The 26,521-nt window shown below is 67.1% G+C and carries 23 protein-coding genes; 17 read left to right on the forward strand and 6 right to left on the reverse strand.

The window, feature by feature from the left end; translation table 11 throughout:
• Nucleotides 1–326 precede the first annotated feature (326 nt).
• Nucleotides 327–1,205 (forward strand): tetratricopeptide repeat protein, encoded by an 879-nt coding sequence (locus ACZK0Z_RS15930; protein ID WP_404830718.1) that lies wholly within the window; start codon nucleotides 327–329, stop codon nucleotides 1,203–1,205.
• A 132-nt stretch (nucleotides 1,206–1,337) separates the two neighbouring features.
• On the opposite strand, the gene dapE is transcribed toward ACZK0Z_RS15930, so the two are convergent.
• Genes dapE through map form a run of 6 tightly spaced genes read right to left on the reverse strand, consistent with a single transcriptional unit; the run spans nucleotide 1,338 to nucleotide 8,267 of the window.
• Complete coding sequence (dapE, locus tag ACZK0Z_RS15935) at nucleotides 1,338–2,465, reverse strand: succinyl-diaminopimelate desuccinylase (protein WP_049429630.1); 1,128 nt, start codon at nucleotides 2,463–2,465, stop codon at nucleotides 1,338–1,340.
• Entirely contained in the window at nucleotides 2,462–2,833 is a 372-nt protein-coding gene (locus tag ACZK0Z_RS15940; protein WP_180849163.1) for an arsenate reductase, read from the reverse strand. Before ACZK0Z_RS15940 ends, dapE begins: the two co-directional genes overlap by 4 nt.
• 31 nt (nucleotides 2,834–2,864) lie before the next feature.
• Entirely contained in the window at nucleotides 2,865–3,731 is an 867-nt protein-coding gene (locus ACZK0Z_RS15945) for a hypothetical protein (RefSeq protein ID WP_197619996.1), read from the reverse strand.
• 2 nt (nucleotides 3,732–3,733) lie between these two features.
• Entirely contained in the window at nucleotides 3,734–4,795 is a 1,062-nt protein-coding gene (gene dapD, locus ACZK0Z_RS15950; RefSeq protein WP_197619995.1) for a 2,3,4,5-tetrahydropyridine-2,6-dicarboxylate N-succinyltransferase, read from the reverse strand.
• Nucleotides 4,795–7,404: a [protein-PII] uridylyltransferase gene (locus tag ACZK0Z_RS15955; protein WP_457326698.1), complete on the reverse strand. Its 2,610-nt coding sequence runs from the start codon at nucleotides 7,402–7,404 to the stop codon at nucleotides 4,795–4,797. Before ACZK0Z_RS15955 ends, dapD begins: the two co-directional genes overlap by 1 nt.
• A 20-nt stretch (nucleotides 7,405–7,424) precedes the next feature.
• Nucleotides 7,425–8,267 (reverse strand): type I methionyl aminopeptidase, encoded by an 843-nt coding sequence (gene map, locus ACZK0Z_RS15960; protein ID WP_005408754.1) that lies wholly within the window; start codon nucleotides 8,265–8,267, stop codon nucleotides 7,425–7,427.
• Between the two features lie 173 nt (nucleotides 8,268–8,440).
• Here map and ACZK0Z_RS15965 point away from each other — a divergent pair, with 173 nt between their 5' ends.
• From ACZK0Z_RS15965 to bamA, 16 genes are all read left to right on the forward strand, one after another.
• Nucleotides 8,441–8,971: a Csu type fimbrial protein gene (locus tag ACZK0Z_RS15965; RefSeq protein ID WP_049427402.1), complete on the forward strand. Its 531-nt coding sequence runs from the start codon at nucleotides 8,441–8,443 to the stop codon at nucleotides 8,969–8,971.
• Nucleotides 8,971–9,720, forward strand: a complete 750-nt coding sequence (locus ACZK0Z_RS15970) for a fimbrial biogenesis chaperone (protein ID WP_049427399.1) — start codon at nucleotides 8,971–8,973, stop codon at nucleotides 9,718–9,720. Before ACZK0Z_RS15965 ends, ACZK0Z_RS15970 begins: the two co-directional genes overlap by 1 nt.
• 7 nt (nucleotides 9,721–9,727) lie before the next feature.
• Nucleotides 9,728–12,106, forward strand: a complete 2,379-nt coding sequence (locus ACZK0Z_RS15975) for a fimbria/pilus outer membrane usher protein (RefSeq protein WP_197633548.1) — start codon at nucleotides 9,728–9,730, stop codon at nucleotides 12,104–12,106.
• A complete protein-coding gene (locus ACZK0Z_RS15980) occupies nucleotides 12,103–13,140 on the forward strand; it encodes a Csu type fimbrial protein (protein WP_049428032.1) in 1,038 nt (345 codons plus the stop codon). The genes ACZK0Z_RS15975 and ACZK0Z_RS15980 overlap by 4 nt, the downstream gene beginning before the upstream one ends.
• Before the next feature lie 59 nt (nucleotides 13,141–13,199).
• Nucleotides 13,200–13,520, forward strand: a complete 321-nt coding sequence (locus tag ACZK0Z_RS15985) for a hypothetical protein (protein WP_414489327.1) — start codon at nucleotides 13,200–13,202, stop codon at nucleotides 13,518–13,520.
• Entirely contained in the window at nucleotides 13,520–14,218 is a 699-nt protein-coding gene (locus tag ACZK0Z_RS15990) for a fimbrial biogenesis chaperone (RefSeq protein WP_197633547.1), read from the forward strand. Before ACZK0Z_RS15985 ends, ACZK0Z_RS15990 begins: the two co-directional genes overlap by 1 nt.
• A gap of 220 nt (nucleotides 14,219–14,438) precedes the next feature.
• Nucleotides 14,439–15,245, forward strand: a complete 807-nt coding sequence (gene rpsB, locus ACZK0Z_RS15995; protein ID WP_005408748.1) for a 30S ribosomal protein S2 — start codon at nucleotides 14,439–14,441, stop codon at nucleotides 15,243–15,245.
• Between the two features lie 127 nt (nucleotides 15,246–15,372).
• Nucleotides 15,373–16,248, forward strand: coding sequence for a translation elongation factor Ts (gene tsf, locus ACZK0Z_RS16000; protein WP_005408747.1), 876 nt, complete (start codon nucleotides 15,373–15,375; stop codon nucleotides 16,246–16,248).
• Between the two features lie 275 nt (nucleotides 16,249–16,523).
• Nucleotides 16,524–18,062 carry a sensor domain-containing diguanylate cyclase gene (locus tag ACZK0Z_RS16005; RefSeq protein ID WP_049427356.1) on the forward strand — a complete coding sequence of 513 codons (1,539 nt, stop codon included), beginning with the start codon at nucleotides 16,524–16,526 and terminating at the stop codon, nucleotides 18,060–18,062.
• 121 nt (nucleotides 18,063–18,183) lie between these two features.
• Nucleotides 18,184–18,912 (forward strand): UMP kinase, encoded by a 729-nt coding sequence (gene pyrH, locus ACZK0Z_RS16010; protein WP_005408745.1) that lies wholly within the window; start codon nucleotides 18,184–18,186, stop codon nucleotides 18,910–18,912.
• 96 nt (nucleotides 18,913–19,008) lie between these two features.
• The gene (gene frr / locus ACZK0Z_RS16015; protein ID WP_049427358.1) at nucleotides 19,009–19,563 is read left to right on the forward strand and encodes a ribosome recycling factor; all 555 of its coding nucleotides are present in this window, start codon (nucleotides 19,009–19,011) and stop codon (nucleotides 19,561–19,563) included.
• Between the two features lie 5 nt (nucleotides 19,564–19,568).
• A complete protein-coding gene (gene uppS / locus ACZK0Z_RS16020; protein WP_049427360.1) occupies nucleotides 19,569–20,336 on the forward strand; it encodes a polyprenyl diphosphate synthase in 768 nt (255 codons plus the stop codon).
• Entirely contained in the window at nucleotides 20,333–21,169 is an 837-nt protein-coding gene (locus tag ACZK0Z_RS16025; RefSeq protein ID WP_100443637.1) for a phosphatidate cytidylyltransferase, read from the forward strand. The genes uppS and ACZK0Z_RS16025 overlap by 4 nt, the downstream gene beginning before the upstream one ends.
• Before the next feature lie 2 nt (nucleotides 21,170–21,171).
• Entirely contained in the window at nucleotides 21,172–22,362 is a 1,191-nt protein-coding gene (locus tag ACZK0Z_RS16030) for a 1-deoxy-D-xylulose-5-phosphate reductoisomerase (protein ID WP_049432378.1), read from the forward strand.
• Between the two features lie 55 nt (nucleotides 22,363–22,417).
• The gene (gene rseP / locus ACZK0Z_RS16035) at nucleotides 22,418–23,776 is read left to right on the forward strand and encodes an RIP metalloprotease RseP (RefSeq protein WP_049432376.1); all 1,359 of its coding nucleotides are present in this window, start codon (nucleotides 22,418–22,420) and stop codon (nucleotides 23,774–23,776) included.
• Between the two features lie 74 nt (nucleotides 23,777–23,850).
• Nucleotides 23,851–26,214, forward strand: a complete 2,364-nt coding sequence (gene bamA / locus ACZK0Z_RS16040) for an outer membrane protein assembly factor BamA (protein ID WP_100443638.1) — start codon at nucleotides 23,851–23,853, stop codon at nucleotides 26,212–26,214.
• Nucleotides 26,215–26,521: the final 307 nt, after the last annotated feature.

The following is a 26,521-nucleotide window of genomic DNA, read 5'->3' on the forward strand; positions in this document are numbered from 1 at the left end:
CTGTTGGGGGATTTCACGAGGTGAAGGTGTTCGACCGGCCATCCAGGCCCGGGAAGGCTGCGCCCGGGCACAAAAAAACCCGCATCGGCCGATGCGGGTTTTCTGGTGTCCGGGCGTGTGTTGCTGTCTATCTACCCAGGGCGCAGTCCCGCATCGGCCGCGCACGATTATTCGCGCGCAGATTATTGCGGTTGTTGTTATTGACGGCGGTGGCCAGGCGGATCGACATGGGATCGACCGTACCCCGGTTTCCGGCGCGGCGCAACAGTTGCGTTGGCAACCACGCGTGAAGCGCATAATGGCGCGCCCAGCAATGTGTAATGGAAATGCAACACCGCACTGGATGCACTGCCGTACTGGCCGCCCTGCTCTGCCTGGGCCTGGCGGCCTGCCATACCCTGTCCCCGCCCTCCAGGCTGCCGCCCGCGCAGCAGCAGGCCCTGGAACAGCGCGGCAGCGACGGCAGCTTTGACGGCGCCTGGGATACCGCAGAGACCTTCGAGCGCTTCAACGACCCGCGCGCGATCGCCTACTACGAGCGTGCCGCTGCGGCCACGCCCTGGACCTTCCACAACACCAAGGCGGAAGAAGCACTGGGCCGGATCTGGACCTTCGGCACGCTGCGGCATGCCGACAGCCCCCGCATCGATCCTGCACCGGTGCTGCGCGCTTCGTGGCGACGCGGCGAGCGCGCCTACCTGGCTGCGGCCAACCACGGCAATCCCTACGCGTTCCACGACTTGGCTGCAGCCTATCGCCAGCAGGGCGACGCACAGCAGGCACTGCGCTGGGACCTGCGCGCGATGATCCATCACCGCTATCCAAGCCGTTCCTCGCGACTGCCGGATGCAGTGGCCGCGCAGGCCGGCACCGTGCACCCGCTGGTCGCCCACCTGCAGCGTCGCGCGGCGCGTGGCGATGCCGAGGCGCAGGTGGATCTGGGCGCGCTGCTGGAACGCGGCGTGGGCGTGCCGAGCGATCCGGCGCGTGCGTTGCAGCTGTACCAGCGTGCCGGGGAACAGGGCAATGTGTTCGGCCAGTACTTTGCCGGGCTGCTGCTGGGCCGGAGCGCGCCGGGCGTGGAGAAGGACACCGAGGCGGCGGCACGCTGGTTCGCGAAGGCCGAAGCGCAGCACTTCTACATGGCGGCGCCCAGCTACTGGAAAAAAGCGGTCGAGCCGCCGTTCTTCCTTTTTTCGGAATAGTAGAGCCGGGCCGTGCTCGGCTGCTTCTGCCGGTAGACACCAGCCGAGCATGGCTCGGCTCTACAGGGATGCAGCCCCGGCGGGGGGCGTGCCGACCAACGGTCGGCAACCACCATTCCCACCTCACCGTCCTTACACCAGCAGCCGTTCCACCAGCCGCTGGTACAGCCCGGGCAGTGCTTCCAGTTCGTCCACGCGCACGTTCTCGTCCACCTGGTGGATGCTGGCGTTGACCGGTCCTACTTCGATGCACTGCGCACCCAAGGGCGCGATGAAGCGCGCATCGGAGGTACCGCCGCCGGTACTTTCTTCCGGCGCGCGGCCGATGTGCTCGGCCAGCACTGCGCGTGCCGCGGCGCGCAGCGTGCCTTCCGGGGTGTAGAACGGCTCGCCGCTACGGTGCCACTTCAGCGTGTACTGCAGGCCATGCCGGTCCAGCAGTGCGGCGATCTCTGCTTCCAGCTTCGGCGCGTCCCAATGCGGGTTGTAGCGGAGGTTGAAATCCACTTCGAGCTCGCCGGGAATCACGTTGTTGGCACCGGTGCCGGCGTGGATGTTGGAGATCTGCAGGCTGGTCGGCGGGAAGCTCTCGTAGCCGTCGTCCCAGCGTCGCGCACTCAGTTCGGCCAGTGCCGGCGCCGCCTGGTGGATCGGATTGCGCGCTTTCTCCGGGTACGCCACATGCCCCTGAACGCCCTGCACGCGCAGCTTGGCGGACAGGCTGCCGCGGCGGCCCACGCGCAGCAGGTCGCCCAGCGTCGCGGTCGATGACGGCTCACCGGTGATGCACCAATCGATGCGCTGCCCCCGTGCGGCGAACAGGCGTGCAACGTGGCGCACGCCATCGATGGCATCGCCCTCCTCGTCGCTGGTCAGCAGTACCGCCAGCGTGCCGGGATGATCGGGATGCGCGGCGACGAACTGCTCGGCGGCGACCACGAACGCAGCCACGCTGCCTTTCATGTCGGCAGCACCGCGCCCGTACAGCACGCCATCGCGGATCTGTGGGGTGAACGGGTCGCTGGTCCAGGCTTCGCGCGGGCCGGTTGGCACCACGTCAGTGTGGCCCAGCAGGACCAGTACCGGTGCGCCCTGGCCATGGGTCGCCCACAGATTGTCGACATCGCCCAGGCGCAGGTGGTCACAGTGGAATCCAGCCTGCTTCAGCCGCGCCGCCAGCAGCGCCTGGCAACCCGCATCGTCCGGCGTCACCGAAGGCCGTGCGATCAGCTCGCAGGCCAGGTCAAGGACGGTACTCATGCGTCGCCCAGGCCGAAGCGGGCCTTGAAGCCGTTGTCACTGAAACCCTGGCTGGCCTTGCCATCGGCGGTGACCACCAGCGGGCGCTTGATCAGCTGCGGGTACTCGCGCAGCAGCAGCTTCCACTCGGCCTCGGAATCGGCGGCCTTGCGGTTGTCCGGCAGCTGCCGCCAGGTGGTGGAGGACTTGTTGACCATCGCCGCCAGCCCCCCCAGCTGCGCGGCCCATTCCAGCAGCATTTCCGGGCTGGGTTTGTTCTCGCGGTAATCGACGAAGGTGTACGGCACGCCGAAGCGGTCGAGCCACTTGGTCGCCTTCTTGCAGGTATCGCAGTTCTTCAAACCGTAGACAGTGGTGCTCATGGCCATCTGTGATGCTGGAAAACAGGGGTCCAGAATCTCACAACAGGCGCTCGGACACGACCCGGAACGGCACTCTCGGCAAGCGGAAGACCAGGCCCGATTCAAGCGCCACGCCCATCGCCTGCAGGCGCGGGCAGTGCAGCTCGCCCGACAGGCGCAGCGGCTGCAGGCTGCCGATGTCCACCGGCAGCGCGATGCGGGTACTGGCCCAGTACCGATCGCAGGTGCGGGCGATGGCTTCGTCCTGGCAGGTCAGGAAGCGCAGCAGGGCCTGACGGCCACCGAACGCCGCCGACCATGCGTCGTGCCGCCAGCCATCGGCTGCCTGCCACTGCAGTCCCAACGCGGGTGCACTGCCCTGCCCGCCTTCAATCAGCGTGTGGCCACGACCCGAGGCATCCAGCACATGTTCGAAGCGGATGGAAAGATGGGGTTGCATGGCATCGCTGAACGCGCGCGCGCCAGCGACGAAGGCCAGCTGGTCCATCACATTGCGATCAAACAGCACCACCGGTGTGCCTTCCGGATCGTCGTCGCGGCGCAGGTACCAGCGCCAGTTGCTCTGCCGCGGCGACGGCATCAGCGCGCGCAGCGGCCCGGCCAGCGCGGGCCCGAAGTGCCCGTGACGGTAGCTGAGGATGGTGTACGGCGTGCGCCCGGCATGCACCACGTAGTGATGGCCCGGTGGCGGCAACGGTGCATGGCGCACGTCGACCCACCAGCTCGCGTAGACCACGTCGCGCACATCGCTGGCCAGCGCTGGCATCGGCCAACGCCGTGACAGCGCGCGACGCAGCCGGCTCCAGCGGGATGCATGCAGCAGGCGCGGCAGCATCCGTCCGAACGCGGTGTCGGACGGATGCCGGTAGATCGCGGACTGCGCCAGGTCTTCCGGCGCAGCCACCTTCAGTCGGCCAGGCCGCGCAGCAGATCGTTGACGCTGGTCTTGCTGCGGGTCTTGGCATCGACCTGCTTGACGATCACCGCGCAGTACAGCGAGTGGGTGCCGTCCTTGCTCGGCAGCGAGCCGGATACCACCACGCTGTACGGCGGGATGTAGCCGTAGCTGATCTCGCCGGTGGCGCGGTTGTAGATGCGGGTGCTCTGGCTGAGGAACACGCCCATGCCGATCACGCTGTGGTGGCCGACCACCACGCCTTCCACCACTTCCGAACGCGCGCCGATGAAGCAGTGGTCTTCAATGATGGTCGGGCTGGCCTGCAGCGGTTCCAGCACGCCGCCGATACCGGCACCGCCGGACAGATGGCAGTGCTGGCCGATCTGCGCGCAGGAACCAACGGTGGCCCAGGTATCGACCATGGTGCCTTCACCGACATAGGCGCCGATGTTGGTGAAGCTCGGCATCAGCACCACGTCCTTGCCGAAGTACGTACCGCGGCGGGCAATGGCGCCCGGCACCACGCGCACGCCACCACGACGGAACTTCGCTTCGTCATAGCCGGCAAAACGCGATTCGACTTTGTCCCAGAACGGCGCCGGGCGCGCATCGACCACGGCCATGTCGTTGACGCGGAAGTACAGCAGCACCGCCTTCTTCAACCACTCGTTGACCTTCCAGCCACCATGGCCGTCCGGTTCGGCAACGCGGAATTCCCCGCTTTCCAGGCCATCGATCACACGGTTGACCAGCGGCCTGGTCGAGCCTTCCAGTTCGTGCAGGGTCAGCGTGGCGCGGCGTTCGAAGGCACTTTCGATGCCGAACTTCAGTTCTTCCACGCCCGGCGTGGCCGGCTTGCGCAGCGATTTGCGGGCGATGGTTTCGGCGCGTGCGGCTTCGGCACTCTTGGCCGGGGCCTTCTTCGGTGCCGCCACCTTCTTCGCCGGCGCCTTCACCGCTGCGGCTTTCTTCGGCGCAGCCGCCTTCTTCGCGGCCGGCACGGCGGCAGTTTTTTTGGCCGCTGCGCTCTTGGCGGTGGCAGCAGTCTTCTTAACAGGCTTGGTGGCCATCAGGCGGGGTCTCCGGCGTTTCGATCAGGGTCCAGGCAGGCCAGCATCGCGTCATGCAGCTGCTGCCGGGCAGGTTCAGTCAGGGGGAGGTCGTGTTCGTCACTGATCACGAAGGTGTCTTCGGCGCGTTCGCCGAACGTAGCAATGCGCGCATCATGCACGCGCAGGCCCTGGTTGCGCAGCACGAACGCCACGTCGGCCAGCAGGCCAGGACGGTCGGGAGCGACCAGGGCAAATCGGGTTGCGCCCGGTTCATCGCGGAACTCGATGCGCGGCGCGAAGCGGAAATGACGCAGCTGCCGCGGCACCACCCGGCGCGACGGGCGCAGGCGCGACAGGTCACCACTGAGTGCCTCGCGCAGCGCGGCCTCCAGGTTGGCACTGCTGCCATCGGCGAAGCTGTCGGCCGGGTTCACTTCGAAGGTATCGAAAATGGTGTCGGCCGGACCATCCAGCACGCGCGCGCGATGGATGCCGTAGCCCTTGCGGTCCAGGGTCATCACGATGGCGGCGAACAGGCCGTCGCGGTCCGGTGAATGTACGAACACTTCCAGTGCCGGGTCGTCGACGCTGATGCGGCGCACCTTCACCAGCGCCTGGCCCTGTTTCACCGGTACCAGCGCGGCGGCCTGCCAGGCCAGCTGCTCCGGGCGCAGGCGGATGAAGCCTTCGTCGGGCATCACCGCGAACTGGCGGTCGATGGTGGCATCGTCGTAGCCCTGCTCGCGCACCAGCGCACGCACGCTGTCACGCGCCTCGGCCACGCGCTCGGCGGCAGGCACCGGGTGCTCAAGGCCTTCACGCAGCGCGCGCCGGGTGGCGAAATACAGGTCGGCCAACAGGCGGTCCTTCCACGCGTTCCAGAGCTTCGGGCTGGTGCCGGCGATATCGGCACAGGTCAGCAGGTACAGGTAGTCCAGCCGGTCGCGGCTGCCGACCAGGGTCGCAAAGCGATGGATCACCACCGGATCGGCGATGTCCTGCTTCTGCGCGGTCACCGACATGCGCAGATGCTGTTCGACCAGCCAGGCCACCAGTTCGGTGTCGGAGATGCTCAGGGCATGGGTCTGGCAGAACGCGCGCGCATCGACCGCGCCCAGTTCGGAGTGATCACCGCCACGGCCCTTGGCGATGTCATGGAACAGGCCGGCCAGCAGCAGGAGCTCCGGCTTGCGCAGGCGCGGCCACACTTCATGCGCGATCGAGAAGCGCTCGTCGGCGCGGCTGCTGGCGAACTGGCCGATGTTGCGCAGGACCATCAGCGTGTGCTGGTCCACCGTATAGACATGGAACAGGTCGAACTGCATGCGCCCGCTGACCTGGGCGAATGCCGGAATCCACTGGCCGAGCACGCCAAGCCTCGCCATGCGCGAAAGCGTATCGACCGGGCGCTGGCCACGCAGCAGGGCCAGGAACTGCTCGCGCGCGTCGGCGTCGGCCTGGTCGTAGGCCGGCAGCAGCGGCAACGATTCGGCCAGCGCGCGCGCGGTCAGCGAATGCAGGCCGCGTACCTGCGGATTGTTGGCCCAGCCGGAGAACAGCGCGAACACCTGGCCGATATCGCCGCGCGGCCAGTCAGCATCATTGGCCGCCAGGTAGCCGCGTCGCAGGGAAAAACCCACGGTCAGCGGTTCCGGCTGCGCCTCGCCATCGAACTGTTCCTCGAAGCGCTGCAGCAGGCGGTCACTGATCCGGCGCACCACCAGCGCGGCGCGGTAGAAGCCCTGCATCATCTTTTCGACACCGAGATTCTCGGCATCGTCTTCGAAGCCCAGGCGCGCGGCCAGGGTCTTCTGGTAATCGAAGCGCAACCGTTCTTCCGGGCGCCGCGCCACCAGGTGCAGCCCGAAGCGCAGACGCGCCAGCACCGCACGCTCGCGCTTCAGCGCGGCCGCTTCGTCGGCCCCCAGGTGGCCCAGGCCGACCAGCGCTTCCAGGTCGCGTACGCCAAAGGCGCGCAGCGCCATCCAGCCCAGCGTGTTGAGATCGCGCAGGCCGCCGGGGCCATCCTTGAGATCCGGTTCCAGGTTGTCGGCGGTATCGCCGAAACGCTGGTGGCGGTTGCGCAGCTCTTCCAGCTTGGCCAGGAAGAAGGCACGTGCAGGCCACAGCTCACGGTCGTCGATGGCCTCGCGCAGCGCACGGCGGGCAGTGTCCTCGGCCAGGATCGGACGCGCCTCGATCAGCGCGGTCAACACGGTCTGGTCGGCAGCAGCCTCGCGGCACTGCGCTGCACTGCGCACCGCATGGCTGACCGCCAGCCCGCAATCCCACAGCAGCGCGAACAGGCGTGCCAGTGCGGATTCGTGCGCCAACTGTGCCGGCGGGTCGCCAAACACCAGCAGGTCGATGTCCGAGCGCGGGAACAGTTCGCCGCGCCCATACCCCCCCACTGCGAACAGCGACAGGCCGCTGTCGAACGGCAGGCAGCGCTGCCAGGCCAGGCGGATCAGATGGTCGGCCGCACGCGCACGCAGCGCCAGCAGGCGCTCGATGTTGTCGCCCTGGTCGAAGCGGCGGTACAGGCGCGCGTCCGCCTGCTGCAGCGCCTGGCGCGCAGCAGCAGCCCAGTCCGGGTCGTTGAGCGACGCGGCCGGCGTGTCCAGCAGCGAACTCGCCGGCAACATCCTCAGGAGACCTGCGACTCGCCCGGCGACAGGGTAAGCACGTCGACGCCGGTCTCGGTGACCGCGATCATGTGCTCCCACTGCGCCGACAGCTTGCGGTCCTTGGTCACCACGGTCCAGCCATCCGGCAGCACCTTGTTGTAACGGGTGCCCTCGTTGATCATCGGCTCGATGGTGAAGGTCATGCCCGGCTGCAGCACCAGGCCCTGGCCCGGACGGCCGTAATGCACCACCTGCGGCTCGTCGTGGTAGACCTTGCCGATGCCGTGGCCGCAGTACTCGCGCACCACGCTGAAACGCTCGCCTTCGGCGTAGCTCTGGATGGCATGGCCGATGTCGCCCAGGGTTGCGCCCGGACGCACCGCACGGATGCCACGCCACATCGCTTCGTACGTGGTTTCCACCAGGCGGCGGGCCATCACCGACGGCGTGCCGACGAAGTACATGCGGCTGGTGTCGCCGTGCCAGCCGTCCTTGATGACGGTCACGTCGATATTGATGATGTCGCCATCCTTGAGCACCTTCCCTTCGCTGGGAATGCCGTGGCAGATGACGTTGTTGACCGAGGTGCACACGGTCTTCGGGAAGCCGCGGTAGCCGACGTTGGCCGGAATCGCGCCCTGCACGTTCACGATGTGGTCGTGGCAGATGCGGTCCAGCTCCTCGGTGGTGACACCGGGCTTGACGTGGGGGGTGACGATGTCGAGCACTTCACTGGCCAGGCGGCCGGCGATGCGCATCATCTCGATTTCCTGCGGGGTTTTCAGATTCACGCTCATGGCGCCCATTATCGCCGATCCGGCTGCAATCTGAACGAACGCCACCCAACTGGCGATCCGGGGCATGCACGGTTCCGGCAAGGAAAGTGAAAGCGTGACGCGCTCCACTCTTTCGCATGCCTATTTATCACGGATTACAGACACTTACCCGCACAAGCTGGCCCTGACCATCATCAAAGCGGCCCTGAACGTGCCGCCTTCGCCTTGTTCAACAGACCTTCGGGTCAGGGAGGTTGTCCATGCGATCCACGCTCCGCTCACCGCTCGCCTGGGCCCTGACCGGACTGTTGCTGGCCGGCCCCGCACTGGCGGCCGATACCACGACCTTCAACGTCACCCTGGTGGTCACCAAGGCCTGCACGATCACGGCCGCGGCCGCCACCAACGTTGATTTCGGCACGGCGGCTTCGACCACGGCGACCCCCACCCTGGGCCAGGGTACGGTGACCGCGCAGTGCTCGGCGCTGACCCCGTACACGATCTCGCTGAACGCGGGCGCCAACGCCAGCACGGCCAACGACGTCACCACCCGCCGCATGAAGAACACCAATGCGGCCGTGACCGCCAACAACTACGTCGGCTACCAGCTCTACCAGGACGCCGCCCACACCCTGGTCTGGGGCGCCACCACCGGCACCAATACCCAGGCCGGCATCGGCACCGGCCTGGCCGTGCCCTACATCGTCTACGGCCAGATCCTGAACCTGAGCACCAACAATCCGGCCACCGGCAACTACCTGGATACGGTCACCGCCACGATCACCTATTGATGGAGCACGCCCGCATGGCCGGACCCCGCCCGTGGCGCGCCACCGGCGTGGCGCTGCTCGCCCTGAGCCTGCTGCTCGCCACCGCCGTCGGCGCCACCAGCCTGCAGGTCGCCCCCACCAGCCTGCAGCTCGAAGCCCGCCAGCGCGCAGGCGAACTGTGGCTGACCAACAGCGGCACCTCGCCGGTCAGGCTGCAGGTGCGGGTCTTCCGCTGGGTACAGCAGGATGGCCAGGAACAACTGCTGCCCACCGATGAACTGCTGGCCACCCCTCCGATGCAGGAACTGGGCGCTGGCCAGCAGCAGCTGGTACGGGTGATGCGCCCGAACCACGAACCGCCTGCGGCACAGCAGTACTACCGGCTGATCGTCGACGAAGTGCCTGACCTGGCGACCCGCGCCAACGGCATGCAGTTCGTGCTGCGCTATTCGATTCCGGTGTTCGTGCAACCCTCGGGGGGCAAGCTGGCCGCGCAACTCCGGGCGCACCTGGTGAAGCTGGAAGACGGACGCAACGGCGTGGAGGTGGCCAACACCGGCAACAGCTATGCACAGATCGCCGACCTCGCGCTGGGCAGCGTCCAGCGTCCGCGCATCGTGCACCCCGGCCTGCTGGGGTATGTACTGCCCGGGCAGGTGATGCGCTGGCCGATCGAGCGCACGGCCATCGACCGCGACAACGACCAGATCACGGCCAAGCTCAATGGCGAGTCGGAACAGACGCCGCTGTCGCCACCACCGGCTCGCTGAGGCGTTGATGGGCGCGCTGTTGGCTGCTCTGGCTCCTGCGGCGACCGAGGCCGCCGATGTGTCCGGCATGGCTGCTGCCGGGGCTGCGGATGTCTCCGGTGTATCGGCCGATGCGATCCTGCCTGCGCCCACGCCCCTGACCGCCGGCCAGACGCTTTACCTGGATGTCTCGCTCAACAGCACGCCGCGCGGCCTGCTGCCGTTCACCGAAAACCGTGGCCGGCTGCAGGCCAGTCCGGACGTGCTGCGCCAGCTCGGCTTCAGCGCCCGCGGCGATGCGCCGGTCTATCTGGACCAGATCAGCGGGGCCGTGGTGCGCTACGACGCGCATATGCAGACCCTGGCCCTGGACGTGCCACTGGACCAGCTGACCCTGCCGACCACCGTGCTCAGCCAGCCGCAGACCCGCGCACCGGCCGGCAGCGCCTCGCCCGGTCTGCTGCTGAACTACGACGTCTATGGCAGCCGGGTCGACACGCTCGGCAACCTCAGCCTCAGCTCGGAGCTGCGCCTGTTCGGGATCGGCAACGGCACCTTCGAAAACACGGCGATCAGCCGCCGCTACCAGCAATCCGGTGACCGCCGCTGGCGTGGTGAGAGCGTGCGCCTGGACACCCGCTGGAGCCTGGACTTCCCCGACAGGGCGATGACCCTGGACGTCGGCGACTTCTACAGCGGTTTCGTCGACTGGACCCGCCCCGTGCGCATGGGCGGCCTGCAGATCGGCCGCAACTACGGCCTGCAGCCCTACCGCGTGCTCACGCCCACCCCCAGCTTCCTCGGCCAGGCCGTGGTGCCGTCCACGGTCGAGCTGTACGTCGACGGCCTGCGCCAGTACAGCGGGCAGGTGCCGGTCGGTCCATTCCAGCTGGCCGCGCAACCCGGCATCAGCGGCACCGGCAGTGCACAGGTGGTGGTGACCGATGCATTCGGGCGCATGCAGACGCTGGATTTCAGTTTCTATGGCACCCAGCAGCTGCTGGCCAAGGGCCTGTCGGACTGGTCGGTCGGCGTTGGCCACCTGCGTGAGGATTTCGGCCAGCGCTCCTTCACCTACGACGATCGCACCGTGGCCAGTGCCAGCTGGCGCGGCGGCGTCAGCGATACCTTTACCGGTGAAGCGCATGCCGAAGGCGGTGGGGGTCTGGCCCAGGCCGGCATCGGCGGCTGGTGGCTGCTCGGCGGTGCGGGCGTGTTCAACGCCGCCTATGCGCACAGCGACTACCACGGCCTGCAGGGTGGGCAATGGGCACTGGGCTACAGCTGGAACAACCGCCGACTCAACGTCAATCTGCGCACCGTACGCAGCCATGGAGATTACCGCGACCTGGGCGCGCTGCAGGGCAATCTGCCGCCGAGCATCAGCGAACAGGCCACGGTCGGCGCCGATCTGCTGCGACTCGGCACGCTCAGCGCCAGCTATCTGCGCCTGCGCTATCCCGATGGCGAGGACAACCGCTACGCCAGCCTGTTCTGGTCGCGCACCTGGAGCCAGCGCTGGTCGGCCTATCTGTCGGTGAACCAGAACCTGGACAAGAGCGATGACCGCAGCATCTACCTCTCGGTCACCGCCAGCCTGGGCAACAACCGCCAGGCCAGCCTGTCCAGCCAGCGCAATGGCAACAGCCAGAGCTGGGTGGCCGATGTCACCCAGCCGGTGCCCGGCGACGGCAGCGCCGGCGGTGTTGGTTGGCGCGCGCAGGTCCGCCATGGCGAGGATGGCAATGGCGGCCTGGCCGAAGTCGGCATCCTCAATGACGTCGGCCGCTACTCGTTCGGCGCCTCGCGCCAGGGCGGCCTGAACTATGCCTACGCCAGTGCCAGTGGCAGCCTGGTATGGATGGGCGGGCACGCCTTCGCCACCCGCGAGGTCTCCGATGCATTCGCGGTGATCAGCACCAATGGCGTCGGCGGCGTGCCGGTGCGGCTGGAAAACCGGCTGATCGGCGTGACCGATGATCGCGGCCTGCTGCTGGTCAGCCCGCTGCTGTCCTGGCAGCGCAACCGCGTCTCCATCGATACCCTGGACCTGCCTGAGGACATGCGTGCCGACCGCATCGAAGACTGGGTGACCCCACGCCAGCGCGCGGGCACGCGGGTGACCTTCGCGCTGCGTTCGCGGCCCTCGCTGAGCCTGACCCTGCACGGCATGGACGGGCAACCGCTGGAGGTCGGCAGCGAGGTGCAGCTGCCGGACGGTCGCCAGGCGCTGGTGGGCTATGACGGCCTGCTGTACCTGGAAGACGTGGCCGCCGGCAGCGTGCTGTACATCACCACCAGCCGGGGCCAGTGCCGGGTGAAGGTACCGGACCTGCCCAAGGTGGTGGCCACCGGTGCACGCCCCAAACCGGCGCCGCTGCAGTGCATTCCGGAGGTGGCGCCATGAAGGTGCTGCTGCTCGGATTGCTGCTGGTTGCCGGCCTGCTGGCGGCCGTGCCGGCACGTGCCACCGCGGTCTGCACCGCCATCGCCGACCCGACGCTGCCGTTCGGCAATGTGAACAGCAATGCGCCCGGCGCAACCACCGGCACGCTCAACATCACGGTGTCCTGTACCACCGCCGCGCTCAGCCTGCTGGCCACCACCGGCGTGCGGGTCTGCGTGGGCATCGGCGCCGGCAGCGGCGGCGGCAGCAGCTCCACCTGGCGCACGATGAAGACCAGCGCCAGCGACAGCATGAATTTCCAGCTCTACAACACCTCCAACTTCAGCCAGGCAACCGGGCTGACCCCGCGCGGCACGCCGCCGGCGCAGGAACTGACCATGACCTACAACGTGCCGTTGCTGACCGGCGGCAGTGGCGCGCAGGCCACCCAGCTGTTCGCGCAGATCCCGGCCAACCAGGTGCTGGCCTCCGGCGCTTACAGCAGCACCTTCAGTGGGGCGAACGTGGTGCTGACCTGGGCCTGGAACGAAGTGCTGCTCGGCACGGCCACCGTGCCCGCCACCTGCAACGGCGGCGCCACCGGCACCAACAGCGCCAGTGCCGCCTTCAGCTTCACCGCCACCGCCGAGGTGTTGCCGCAGTGCGGGAGCTACGTCACCACCAACATGAACTTCGGCAACGTCTCCGGCAGCATCCCCGCCAACATCGACCAGACCGCCACCTTGACCCTGACCTGCCTGAAGAACACCGCCTACCAGGTCAGCCTCAACAACGGCCAGAACAACCCCACTGCCACCAGCACGCGACGCATGGCCACCACCATCGGCGCCAGCACCTACTACCTCACCTACGAGCTGTACCGCGATTCCACACGCACCCAGCGCTGGGGCAACACGCTGACCGTCGATACCGCCAGCGGCACCGGCACTGGCAGCGCGCAGCAGCTGACGATCTATGGCCGGGTGCCGCCGGTCACTGGCCAACCGCCGGCCGGCACCTACAACGACGTTGTGCAGGTGACGATCACCTATTGAGTCCCCTGTAGAGCCGAGCCCTTGCTCGGCTGCATTTTTTGGCTGCCGGCAGGCCGAGCATGGGCTCGGCTCTACAGTTCCGGCACATCCAGCCGATACCGCGCAGCGAGATCTTTCAGCACGGTGGTTGGCAGGTGGTTCGCGCAATTCTGATCGGGGCGATGCTGGTCGCCAGCACGCCCGCATGGGCTGAACCCAGTCCCGCGCCGCTGCAGATCCGCCTGACCGTGGTCGAAGCCTGTCGCGATGACCCCGGCAGCACCCACTGCCCCGTCCCCCACCAGCGCAGCGACGCACCGCAACTGCCTCCCCAGGTCCGCGAGCTCGCACCTCCCGCCGACGACGAAGACTCGACGTCCGCCGTAACCGTCATCTACTGATGCGGGCACTTCCGACCCTGTTGGCGACGCTGCTGGCGTGGCCTGCCGCAGCACTGGACCTGTTACCGACCACACTGCAACTGCCCGCCGAAGGTGGCCAGGGCGAACTGTGGCTCTACAACCCCGGTCCCGGCCGCTGGCAGGGGCGGGTGCAGATCCTGGCGTGGGAACAGCAGACCGACGCCGAAGTGCTGCGCCCCACCGACCAGGTTCTCGCCAGCCCCACCCAGCTCGACATCCCGCCCGGTATCCGCCAGCGCATCTGGCTGCTGCCACGCCAGCCGACACCCTCAGTCGGCGAACAGGCCTATCGGGTCGTCCTGGCCCCCGCTACGCCAGGCCTGCAGCGCTATTCCCTGCCGCTGTTCCGAGGGCACGCCACACCAATGGCCCAGCCGCGGCTGCATGCAGGGATCGAACCGGGCCAGTCACAGACCTTTCTGCGACTGCGAAACACCGGTACCCTGCACGCACGCCTGAACGATCTCGCCTACATCGCCAGCGACGGCCGGCGCACCCTGCTGCTGCCGGGCCTGGCCGGCTATCTGCTGGCCGGCCGTGAGCGCCGCTGGGCCCTGCCCGCCCACGCCGATGGCTACGCCGGCGGTCATTTCCAGGCCCGGCTGCAGGATGGCCGCGTGGTCGATCTGGCCGCTCCAGACCCGGCAATTGCAGCGAGCGCACCGAGCGGGCTATAATCGACCGGATTCCTGCCGCCTGCGTGCGCGGGAGCCCGTCCACACCGGACGTCACCGGTGAATCCACACCTGCTGCCCCCATCCGTGCCGGGGTGCTCCGCAAGGAGTTCGGCCACGGAGGCAACAGGGAAGCCCAACCCCGGAACCGATCGCGCTTCCACGTGTCCCGCATACCTATCCCCGCGGGCGGAATCGCTGGTTCCATATCAGGAGTATTGCAATGCCCCAGGTCACCATGCGTCAGATGCTGGAAGCCGGCGTCCACTTCGGCCACCAGACCCGCTACTGGAACCCGAAGATGGCTCCGTACATCTTCGGCGCCCGCGGCAAGATCCACATCATCAACCTGGAAAAGACCGTCCCGCTGTTCAACGACGCGATGAACTTCATCTCGTCGGTTGCCCAGAAGCGCGGCACCGTCCTGTTCCTGGGCACCAAGCGCAGCGCCCGCGAAACCATCAAGGAAGAAGCCGAACGTTGCGGCATGCCGTTCATGAACCAGCGTTGGCTGGGCGGCACCCTGACCAACTTCCGTACCGTCAAGCAGTCGGTTGCCCGCCTGAAGGAACTGGAAGCCGGTGAAACCGACGGCACCTTCGAGAAGCTGGTCAAGCACGAAGTGCTGGGCCTGCGTCGCGAGCGCGACAAGCTGGAAGCCTCGCTGGGCGGCATCAAGGACATGAACCGCCTGCCGGACGCCATCTTCGTGATCGACATCGGCCACGAAGACATCGCGATCAAGGAAGCCAAGAAGCTGGGCATCCCGGTCATCGCCGTGGTCGACACCAACTACAACCCGGAACTGGTTGATTACGCCATCCCGGGCAACGACGACGCCATCCGCGCCGTGCAGCTGTACGCCCGCGCCGCTGCCGACGCCGTGCTGGAAGGCAAGGCCGCTGCTCCGCACGCCGCTTCGGTGCGCGAAGAGGAGTTCGCTGAAGCCGCTGCCGAAGGCGAAGAGAAGCCGGCCCGCCGCGCTCCGGCCAAGAAGGCTGCCAAGAAGGGCGACGACGCCCAGGCCTGATCCAGGCCCCGGGGTGGACGCCCGGCGTCCACCCTCCCTGCGCGCAGCCCCTTGGCGCGTGACAGGACCGTGTCACACGGGCCGGCCACCATGCCGGCCCTACCCCTTTCTTTCGTGAGGTAATCCCGTGGAAATCACTGCTTCCCTGGTCAAGGAACTGCGCGAGCGCACCGGCGCCGGCATGATGGAATGCAAGAAGGCGCTCACCGAAGCCAACGGCGACATCGACGCTGCTGCTGAAGCCATGCGCAAGTCCGGCGCTGCCAAGGCCGACAAGAAGGCTGACCGCGTGGCCGCCGAAGGCCGTCTGGGCCTGGCCCAGGACGGCGGCAAGGCCGTGCTGGTCGAAGTCAACTCGGAAACCGACTTCGTCGCCAACGATGACAACTTCAAGTCCTTCGTCAACGCCGTCGCCGCTGCCGCCCTGGCATCGGGCGCCACCGACGTGGAAGCCGTGAAGGCTGCCAAGCTGGCCGATGGCCGCACCGTTGAAGAAGCCCGCGCCACCGCCGTGCAGACCCTGGGTGAGAACATCCAGATCCGTCGCATGGTGAATGTCGACACCACCGGCAACATCGGTGCGTATGTCCACACCAACGGCAAGGTCGGCGTGCTGGTCGATCTGATCGGCGGCGACGTCGAGCTGGCTCGTGGCCTGGCCATGCACGTGGCTGCGCTGAAGCCGCCGCACAACAAGGCTGCGGACGTTCCGGCCGACTTCGTCGAGAAGGAAAAGGAAATCGAGCTGGCCAAGATGTCCGAAAAGGACAAGGCCAAGCCGGCCGACATCCTGGAAAAGATCATCAGCGGCAAGATCAACAAGATCGTCAGCGACGTGACCCTGTACGGCCAGACCTACGTGCTGGGCGACACCACCGTCGAGCAGGTGGTCAAGGCCGCTGGCGCCGATGTTGCTGGCTTCAAGCTGCTGATCGTCGGCGAAGGCATCGAGAAGGTGGTGGAAGACTACGCCGCCGAAGTTGCCAAGGCGATGCAGGTCTGATTCCAGCCCTCGGGCTGTGAAACGACCAGAAGGAGCCGCGGGAAACCGCGGCTCTTTTTTTATGTCCGGGACAACGGGAGGCCCATGCTCCACCTGTAGGCGCCCCCGCCTTCTGTGGGTGCGCACCGTTGATGCGCACACCTGCACCTTTGCGTTGCGCGCGAATCAGGCCGATACTCGGCACAGGGAATCAACAGTCATTTAGCAGGAACGAAAATCGCGGACTGTGATGCATTCCTAGGTATTCTTGTCCCAATGGAATTGAACGACCCGACATGCCTCCCGAGCTGACAGCTGCCCTGGCGCTCTGCCGCAACCTGCCCTCGCCACCCGGTATTGCCCTGCGCATCATCGAACTGGCACAGGACCCGGAAGCGGATATCGCCACCGCCGCCGACATCATCGCCATCGACATGGCGCTGAGTGCTCGCATGCTGCGCATCGCCAATTCGCCGCTGTACGCCAGCCGCCGCCGGATCGAGAACCTCGGCCAGGCGCTGACCATGCTCGGCCTGAATGCCACGATCAGCCTCGCCCTCGGCTTCACCGTCACCGAGGGACTGACCGGCGGTACCGGCGCCGACCACGACCTGCGCCAACGCGCCTGGAAGCGCAGCATCCTCAGCGCGCTGGCCGCCAGCCAGCTGGGCCAGGCCCGCGGCCTGCGCCGGCTGGAAGAACTGATGCTGGCCGGCCTGCTGCAGGACCTGGGCGTACTGTGCCTGGCCCAGGCCGAATCGGAGCGCTACCTGCCGCTGCTGCGCAAAGCGCGCGACAACATCGATCTGGTCGCGCGCGAGCGTGACGAACTGGGCTGCAGCCACGCCGAGGTCGGCGCCTGGGTGGCCGAGCAGTGGGGCCTGCCCCGCTATCTGGTGGAGAGCATCAGCCACAGCGAAGACCTGGACGCTGCGGAATCGCCATTCCAGGCCTGCGTGCAGCTGTCCGGCGCGGTGGCCGACATCTGGCTGGACGATGACGCCGATGCCGCCCGCGAGCGCGCCCTGCAGCAGGTGCATGACCGCCTTGAACTGGACAGTGCCCGCTTCGACCAGGTCCTGGCCCGCATGAGCGAGGCGCTGCCGGACATCGCCAGCCTGTTCGAGGCCGGCCTGAATTCCCCCTCGCGGGTGCGCGAGCTGATCGACCACGCGCAGGAGCTGGCAACCCTGCGCAACCTGCGCGAGCTGCAGGATGCCGACCAGGCCCGTCGCCGCGCCGACGAATTCGAAGCCCGGGCCAAGCGCCTGGCCGACCAGGCCCATCGTGACGCCCTCACCGGCGTGCTCAACCGGCGCCAGCTGGAAGCCGTGCTGGAGCAGGAATTCCTGCGCGCCGGTCGCCAGGGCTGGCCACTGTCGGTGGCCTTCATCGACCTGGACGACTTCAAGAAGATCAACGACGCCCATGGCCACCTGACCGGCGACGAGGTGCTGCGGGCCTTTGCCGGCAAACTGCAGGGCCAGCTGCGCCACAGCGACACCGTGGCCCGCTTCGGCGGTGAGGAGTTCGTCGCGCTGCTGCCCAACACCAGCGAAACGGTGGCCCTGGACGTGATCCGCCGGGTGCTGGCCAACATCGTCGCCACGCCGATGGCCGAACTGGAAGGCGGCCCGCTGTTCGTCACCTTCTCCGCCGGCGTGGCCACCCAGGGCGGCTACGAACGCTTCGCCGACGTGCAGGACCTGCTGCGCGCCGCCGACGACGTGCTGTACCGCTCCAAGAACCTCGGCCGCAACCGGGTGATCGCGCGCTCCCCCGGCGCGCTCGGCCACGACGAGCTGTCAGCGACCGCGGGCGCCGAGCTGGGCTGAACGGGAAGCCCCGGATGACCGGGGCGGATGCCAGGATTTTGCGCCGCAGTGCACAAAACACTATGGCCTGACGCCGCATGCGCGTAGAATCGCCCGCGATTTCCACGCACCCGAGGTCCCCATGTCCAAGCTCGCCTATCGCCGCATCCTTCTGAAACTGTCCGGGGAGGCGCTGATGGGAGATGAGGACTACGGCATCGACCCGAAGATCATCAACCGCCTGGCCCGTGAGGTCATCGAAGCCCAGCAGGCCGGTGCCGAAGTGGCGCTGGTGATCGGCGGCGGCAACATCTTCCGCGGCGCCGGCCTGGCCGCCGGTGGCATGGACCGGGTCACCGGCGACCAGATGGGCATGCTGGCCACCGTCATCAACGCCCTGGCCATGCAGGACGCGCTGGAGAAGCTCGGCGCCAAGGCGCGCGTGATGAGCGCCATCAAGATCAACGACGTGTGCGAGGACTACATCCGCCGCCGCGCCATCCGCCACCTGGAAAAGGGACGCCTGGTGATTTTCGCCGCCGGCGTCGGCAGCCCCTTCTTCACCACAGACTCCGGTGCCGCCCTGCGCGCGATCGAGATCGGCGCCGACCTGCTGCTGAAGGCCACCAAGGTCGATGGCGTGTACGACAAGGACCCGAACAAGCACAGCGATGCGGTCCGCTTCGACAGCCTGAGCTACGACGAAGTGATCCGCCGCGGCCTGGAAGTGATGGATACCGCCGCCTTCGCACTGGCCCGCGACAGCGACCTGCCGATGCGCGTGTTCGACATGGGCCAGCCGGGCGAGCTGCTGAAGATCCTCAACGGCGAGAACATCGGCACCCTGGTCCAGGGCCGCGATCCGGCCTGAGCCTGAGCGGGCGGCGACAACCGGGCCGATTCAGGCCCGGCAGCGTCCCGTATTCGCCTATAATCGCCCGATTCCAGATACATCCAGGACCGGGCGATGCTCAACGACATCAAGAACAACGCGCAGACGCGCATGGCCAAGAGCATCGACGCTCTGAAGCACACCCTCACCTCCATCCGGACCGGGCGTGCCACGCCGGCCCTGCTGGACCGCGTGACGGTCAATGCCTACGGCAACGCCAGCACCCCGCTGAACCAGGTTGCCTCGATCTCCAATGCCGACGCGCACTCGCTGCTGGTCACCCCGTTCGACAAGGGCATGATCAAGGAGATCGAAAAGGGTCTCTACAACGCCGAGTTCACTCCGAACACGCTCGGCACCGCGATCCGCATCAACATGCCGCCGCCGACCGAAGAGCGCCGCAAGGAGCTGGCCAAGCAGGTGCAGAAGGAAGGCGAAGGCGCCAAGATCGCGATCCGCAACATCCGTCAGGACGCGAACAAGGAAATCGCCAAGCTGGTCAAGGACAAAGCGATCAGCGAAGACGAAAAGAAGCGCGGCGAAGACGACATCCAGAAGCTGACCGACGCCAACATCAAGGACGTCGACAAGGTCGTCGCCGACAAGGAAAAAGAACTGCTGTCGGTCTGAAGTCGATGCCTTCAGTCCCGCCTCCGTTGCCGGCCGCCCTGCCCCGCCACGTTGCCATCATCATGGATGGCAACGGGCGTTGGGCACAGCAGCGCCGCCGCCCGCGCGTGATCGGCCACCGCGCCGGCGCGCGCGCGGTCAACCGCACCATCGAGCGCTGCCTTGAACTGGGCATTCCGGCGCTGACCCTGTTCGCGTTTTCCAGCGAGAACTGGGGCCGGCCGCAGGAAGAAGTCGACGCCCTGATGAAGCTGTTCCTCGGCGCGCTCGACCGCGAAGTGGACGAGCTGCACCGGCGTGGCGTGCGCGTACGCTTCATCGGCGAACGCGAGCGCTTCGGTGCCGGACTGGTCAGCCGCATGCAGCTGGCCGAGCAGCGCACCGCCGACAACACCACCCTGACCCTGTCGATCGCCGCCAGTTACGGCGGTCGCCAGGACATCGCCCGTGCCGCGCGCGCGCTGGCCACTGAAGTCGCCGCAGGTCGCCTGCTGCCCGAACAGATCGACGAATCGCTGCTGGGCAGCCAGGTCGCCCTGGCCGACCTGCCGCCGCCGGATCTGTTCATCCGCACCGGTGGCGACACCCGCATCAGCAACTTCCTGCTGTGGCAGCTGGCCTACACCGAGCTGTGGTTCACCGAGGCGCTGTGGCCGGACTTCGATGCCGCCCTGCTGCAGCAGGCGTTGGATGCCTATGGCAGCCGCGAGCGTCGTTTCGGCCTGACCAGCGCCCAGATCGCCGCACTGGCCACCGAGACCTCCAGCCCATGACCAAGACCCGAGTCCTCGCCGCGCTGATCATGGCGCCGGTCGCCATTGCTGCGATCCTGCTGCTGCCCACGCAATGGCTGGCCGCCGCCGCCGCCGCCGTGCTGCTGATCGGCCTGTGGGAATGGCTGAAGCTGGCCGGCATCGAAGACACCCTCGCCCGCACCGTGCTGCTGGTGCTGAACCTGCTGCTGATGGTGCTGCTGGTGTGGGCCGATGGCAGCACGCTGGTACTGTTCCAGATCACCACATTGGCGGGTGTCGCCTGGTGGCTGGCGGCGCTGGTCTGGCTGCGCTTCTTCAACTTCGGCGCACAGCCCACGGCCCCCTCGCGGATCGTGAAGATGCTGGCCGGCACCCTGGCCATCGTCCCGGCCTGGGCAGCACTGGTGCTGATCCATGCCGGCGGTGACCCGCCGGGCAAGCAGGGTCACCTGTGGCTGCTGGCGGCACTGGCACTGGTCTGGGCAGCCGATTCGGGTGCCTATTTCGCCGGTCGTCACTTCGGCAAGCACAAGCTGGCCCCGCGCATCAGCCCCAACAAGACCTGGGAAGGCCTGTTCGGCGGCCTGCTGGCCGGTGTCGCCGTCGCCGTCGGCCTTGGTTGGCTGGCCGGCGTCGACGTCGCCCACCTGCCGGGCCTGCTGATCACCTCGGTGGTGGCGGTATTCGCGTCGGTGCTGGGTGATCTGTTCGAAAGCCTGATCAAGCGTCACGCCGGTGCCAAGGACTCGGGCCACCTGATCCCGGGCCATGGTGGCGTGCTCGACCGCGTCGACGGCGTCCTCGCCGCCGTGCCGGTGTTCGCGCTGGGCAAGGAAATCTTCGGGTTCTGACCATGAATGCTGTCGCAGACCTGCGCCGGGTCGCCGTATACGGCGCCACCGGCTCGATCGGTGCCTCCACGCTGGACGTGATCGCCCGCCACCCGCAGCGCTACCAGGCCACGGTGCTGGCCGCCGGCCGCCAGGTGCAGGCGCTGCTGGCGCTGTGCCGCCAGCACAAGCCCGCGCACGCGGTCATCGCCGATGAAGCGCTGTTCACCGAACTGCGCGACGGCCTGCGCGATGCCGGGCTGTCCACCGAGGCCCACGCCGGGCATGCCGCACTGGACCAGCTGGCAGCAAGCGATGCCTGCGACACCGTCGTCGCAGCCATTGTCGGTGCTGCCGGGCTGTCCTCGACCCTCGCCGCCGCTGCGGCCGGCAAGCGCATCCTTCTGGCCAACAAGGAATCGCTGGTACTGGCCGGCGAACTGCTGACCCGCACCGCCGAGCGCGCCGGCGCCGAGATCATTCCGATCGACAGCGAGCACAGCGCGATCTTCCAGTGCCTGCGTTCGCGCGACGCCAGCATCGACGGCGCCGGCGTGCGCCGGATCCTGCTGACCGCGTCGGGTGGCCCGTTCCGCGGCCGCAGCCGCGCCGAGCTGGCCAAGGTCACCCCCGCCCAGGCCGTGGCCCACCCGAAGTGGTCGATGGGCCCGAAGATCTCGGTCGATTCGGCGACGTTGATGAACAAGGGCCTTGAAGTGATCGAGGCCCACCACCTGTTCGCGGTGCCCGGCGAGCGCATCGAGGTACTGGTGCACCCGCAGAGCCTGGTGCATTCGCTGGTCGAGTTCGTCGACGGCTCGACCCTGGCCCAGATGGGCCTGCCGGACATGCGCACCACCCTGGCGGTCGGCCTGGGCTGGCCGCAGCGCATCGAATCCGGCGTGTCCGGACTGGACCTGCTGGCGCAGGGCCGGCTGGATTTCGAGGCCCCCGACACCGACGCCTTCCCCTGCCTGGCGCTGGCCTGGCAGGCGATGCAGGCCGGCGGTACCGCCCCGGCGGTGCTGAACGCCGCCAACGAAGAGGCGGTTTCAGCATTTCTTCAGGGCCGGATCGGTTTCCTGACCATCCCGGAGCTGGTTGCTAACGCTCTTTCAACACTGCCGACCCAGCCAGCCGATACACTGGAGGTCCTGTTGTCCGCCGACCAGCGGGCACGCCAGCTCACCCTGAACGCCATCGACGCCGCCTGAACGACCGCCTCGCCCAGCATGACGCCGCCGCCCCTGCCCGCCACTGTGAGCCTGCATGACTGACTTCATCGGATCGGTCTGGTGGATGATTGTCAGCCTCGGGCTGCTGGTCACGTTCCACGAGTTCGGGCATTACTGGGTCGGCCGCCTCTGTGGGGTCAAGATCCTGCGCTTCTCGGTCGGCTTCGGTCGCCCGCTGTGGTCGCGCCGCGACAAGCACGGTACCGAGTTCGCCATTGCCGCCATCCCGCTGGGTGGCTACGTGAAGTTCCTCGACGAACGTGAGGTCGAAGTCCATCCCCACGAGCGTGGCCAGGCCTTCAACCACAAGACCGTGTGGCAGCGCATCGCCATTGTTGCTGCAGGGCCGATCGCCAATCTGCTGCTGTGCATCCTGCTGCTGTGGGCGATGTTCGTGATCGGCAAGCAGGACTACTCGCCGACGATCGGCCGGGTTGACGGCATCGCCGCCAGTGCCGGCCTGGCCAGCGGTGACCGCGTTCTGCGGGTGGATGACCGCCAGGTCGCCACCCTGGGCGAGGCCAGCATGGCGCTGACCGCCGCCGCCATGGATCGCCGCGACGTCAAGCTTGAAGTACTCGACCCTGCGGACCAGGTGCGCGTGCGCACCCTGCCGCTGTCGCAGCTGCCCGCCGGTTTCGATGAACGACGGGTGCCGATCCTTGCCGGTCTGTATTGGCAGTCGTGGCTGCAGCCTGCGCTGGTCGACTCGCTCACCGCCGATTCGGTGGTCACCGGGCTGCTGCAGCCGGGCGACCTGATCGTCGCGATCGACGGCCAGCGCATCGACAGCGTCGACCAGGTGATCGGCCAGATCCAGGCCCTCGGCCGTGCCGGAGGCCCCGGCATGATCGAGGTCCTGCGCGGCGGTGAACGGCTGGCACTGGAAGTCACGCCCCGCCAGGGCAAGGATGGCAAGGGCAACCCGGTCTGGCAGATCGGCGTCGGCTTCCCCACCACCTACAGCCCCTCCTACGACACCCTGCTGCGCTATGGGCCGCTGGATGCCGTGACCGTCGCCGTACGTGAAACTGGCCGGCTTGCCGCCGATTCGCTGGGCATGATGGGCCGCATCGTCACCGGCAAAGCCTCGCTGCAGAACGTTTCCGGGCCCGTCACCATCGCCCGCGTGGCCAATGTCTCGGCCAAACGCGGCCTCGACTGGTTCCTGCAGTTCCTTGCCCTGCTGTCACTCAGCCTGTGCATCATCAACCTGTTGCCGATCCCGATCTTGGACGGCGGGCACCTGCTGTATTACCTTATCGAGTTGGTCAAGGGCAGCCCGCTGAGCGAGCGCGCCATCGCCGCCGGCCAATACATCGGCCTGGCGTTGCTGGCCGGGCTGATGGGGTTGGCGTTCTACAACGACATCCTCGGCCTGGTCCCGCGATGAACTTTTCCACGTTGTTGCCGTCTACAGCGTCGGCATCCCGCACCAATGAAATCGACCTTCCTACCGGACGTGACATGACGCGACTCCCCAATCGCCGCCTGCTGGCCCTCGCCCTCGCCGCCGTCACCGGCGCTCCCGCCCTGGCCCAGGCAGCCGAGCCCTTCACTGTCAGCGACATCCGCGTCGATGGCCTGCAGCGCATCAGCTCGGGCACGGTGTTCACCTACCTGCCGGTGGAACGTGGCGAGACGATCACCGACAACAAGGTCGGCGAGACCATCCGCGCCCTGTACAAGACCGGCTTCTTCGAAGACGTGCAGCTGGACCGCCAGGGCAGCATCCTGGTGGTGACCGTCAAGGAACGCCCGGCGATCAACAAGCTGACCGTGACCGGCAACAAGGACATCAAGTCCGAGCAGCTGCTCAAGGGCCTGTCCGACATCGGCCTGACCGAGGGTGGCACCTTCGACCGCCTGAGCCTGGACCGCGTGACCCAGGAACTGCGCCGCCAGTACAACGACCGCGGCAAGTACACCGTCGAGATCACCCCGACCGTGAGCCCGCTGGACCGCAACCGCGTCGACATCGCGATCGCCATCAAGGAAGGCAAGGCGGCCAAGATCCGCCACGTCAACCTGGTCGGCACCGAGAAGTTCGAGAGCAAGGACATCCTGGAGACCTGGGAGTCCAAGGAGCACAACTGGGCGTCGTGGTACCGCCGTGACGACCAGTACTCCAAGGAAAAGCTGTCCGGCGACCTGGAAAAGCTCAACTCCTGGTACCTGGACCGCGGCTACGTCGACTTCAGCATCGATTCCACCCAGGTCTCGATCAGCCCCGACAAGCGCGACATGTTCCTCACCGCGGGCGTGACCGAGGGTGCGCAGTACAAGATCTCCGAGATCAAGGTCAGCGGCGACACCATCCTCCCGCAGGAGGACGTCGAGCGCATGGTGATCCAGAAGTCGGGCGACACCTTCTCGCGTGCCCTGCTGGAATTCAGCTCGGACACCATCACCAACTCGCTGTCCAACATCGGCTACGCGTTCGCCAAGGTGAACCCGATCCCGACCACCAACCGCGCCGACCAGACCGTGGCCATCAACATGCAGGTCGTTCCGGGCCCGCGCGTGTCGGTGCGCCGCATCCTGTTCCGTGGCAACACCCGCACCTCCGACGAAGTGATGCGTCGCGAAATGCGCCAGTTCGAGAACAGCTGGTACTCGCAGGCCGCGATCGACCGTTCCAAGATCCGCCTGCAGCGCCTTGGCTACTTCGAGTCGGTGGACGTCGAGACCCCGGCCGTCAGCGGCAGCAACGACCAGGTCGACGTCGTCTACAACGTCAAGGAAACCACCTCCGGCAGCTTCGTGTTCGGCCTGGGCTACTCCCAGTCCTACGGCATGACCACTTCGGTGCAGCTGTCGCAGAACAACTTCCTCGGCGGCGGCAACCGCGTGTCGGTCGAAGCCTCGCGCAGCAGCTACCTGCAGCGCTACGGCTTCAGCTACACCAACCCGTACTTCACCGATGACGGCGTGTCGCTGGGCTACAACCTGTCCTGGCGTGAACTGGACTACTCCGACTTCAACACCGCGCAGTACAACAGCACCAATGGCTCGGCGCAGGTGGTGTTCGGCGTGCCGCTGACCGAGACCGATACCGTCTCGCTGATGTTCGGCATCGACAGCAACCAGATCACGACCTATCGTGGCTCGACCCCGGCCTCGATCATCGATTACATCGATGCGGTCGGTTCGCGCACCTTCCATGCCTGGCGCACGGAACTGGGCTGGGCGCGCGACTCGCGCAACGACTACTTCATGCCGACCCGCGGCACCTACCAGCGCGTCGGCCTGGAAACCACCCTGCCGGGTTCGACCATCGAGTACTACAAGCTGAACTACCAGATCAGCAAGTACTGGCCGATCATGCCGTCGCTGGTGATCAACACCCGCGCCGAAGTGGGCTACGGCGACGCCTACGGCAAGGACTACACCCGTACGATCACCAATGCCGATGGCACCACCCGTACCGTCACCGCCAGCGGCCTGCCGTTCTTCGAAAACTTCTATGCCGGTGGTACCAACTCGGTACGCGGCTTCGAGGACAACACCCTCGGTCCGCGCGAAGTGACCGACGGTTACCCGGAAGGCCAGCCGCTGGGTGGTTCGCTGAAGACCGTCGGTTCGGTCGAAGCCTACTTCCCGCGCCTGTTCGACAGCCCGTCGGCACGCGTGTCGGCCTTCGTCGACTTCGGTAACGTCTACAACGGCACCAAGAACTTCAAGGCCAACGAGCTGCGTGTGTCCTCCGGTGTCGCCCTGCTGTGGCGCGCCCCGGTCGGCCCGATCTCGATCAGCTACGCGTTCCCGCTGAAGAAGGAAGACGGCGACAAGATCGAACGCCTGCAGTTCACGTTCGGCGGGCAGTTCTGACGAACCGCCCTGCGGTTCATCAGAACTGCACGCGCATCCCTCCTATCCCCCGCGCCGTCGGCGCGCGCCCCTTAACAAAGGGGGGCTCTCCACCAGACGGAGCGCGAAGCGCCGGGCACTGCCCGGCGTTTTCGTTTGGCCCGGATGCCGGAAACGCCCGCTCTGCTTTTGATCTTTTCTGTTTTTCCGTGGCTGGCACTCGCGCCACGCCGTCGGAGGTCGGACGGGGCGGGGCTGCGGGGGTGTGAGCCGCATGGATGCGGCGACCAAGGCTACATGGACGTACTTGCGCCGCCCCCCGCAGCCC

It is taken from the genome of Stenotrophomonas sp. 116085_Sma (genome assembly GCF_056479585.1).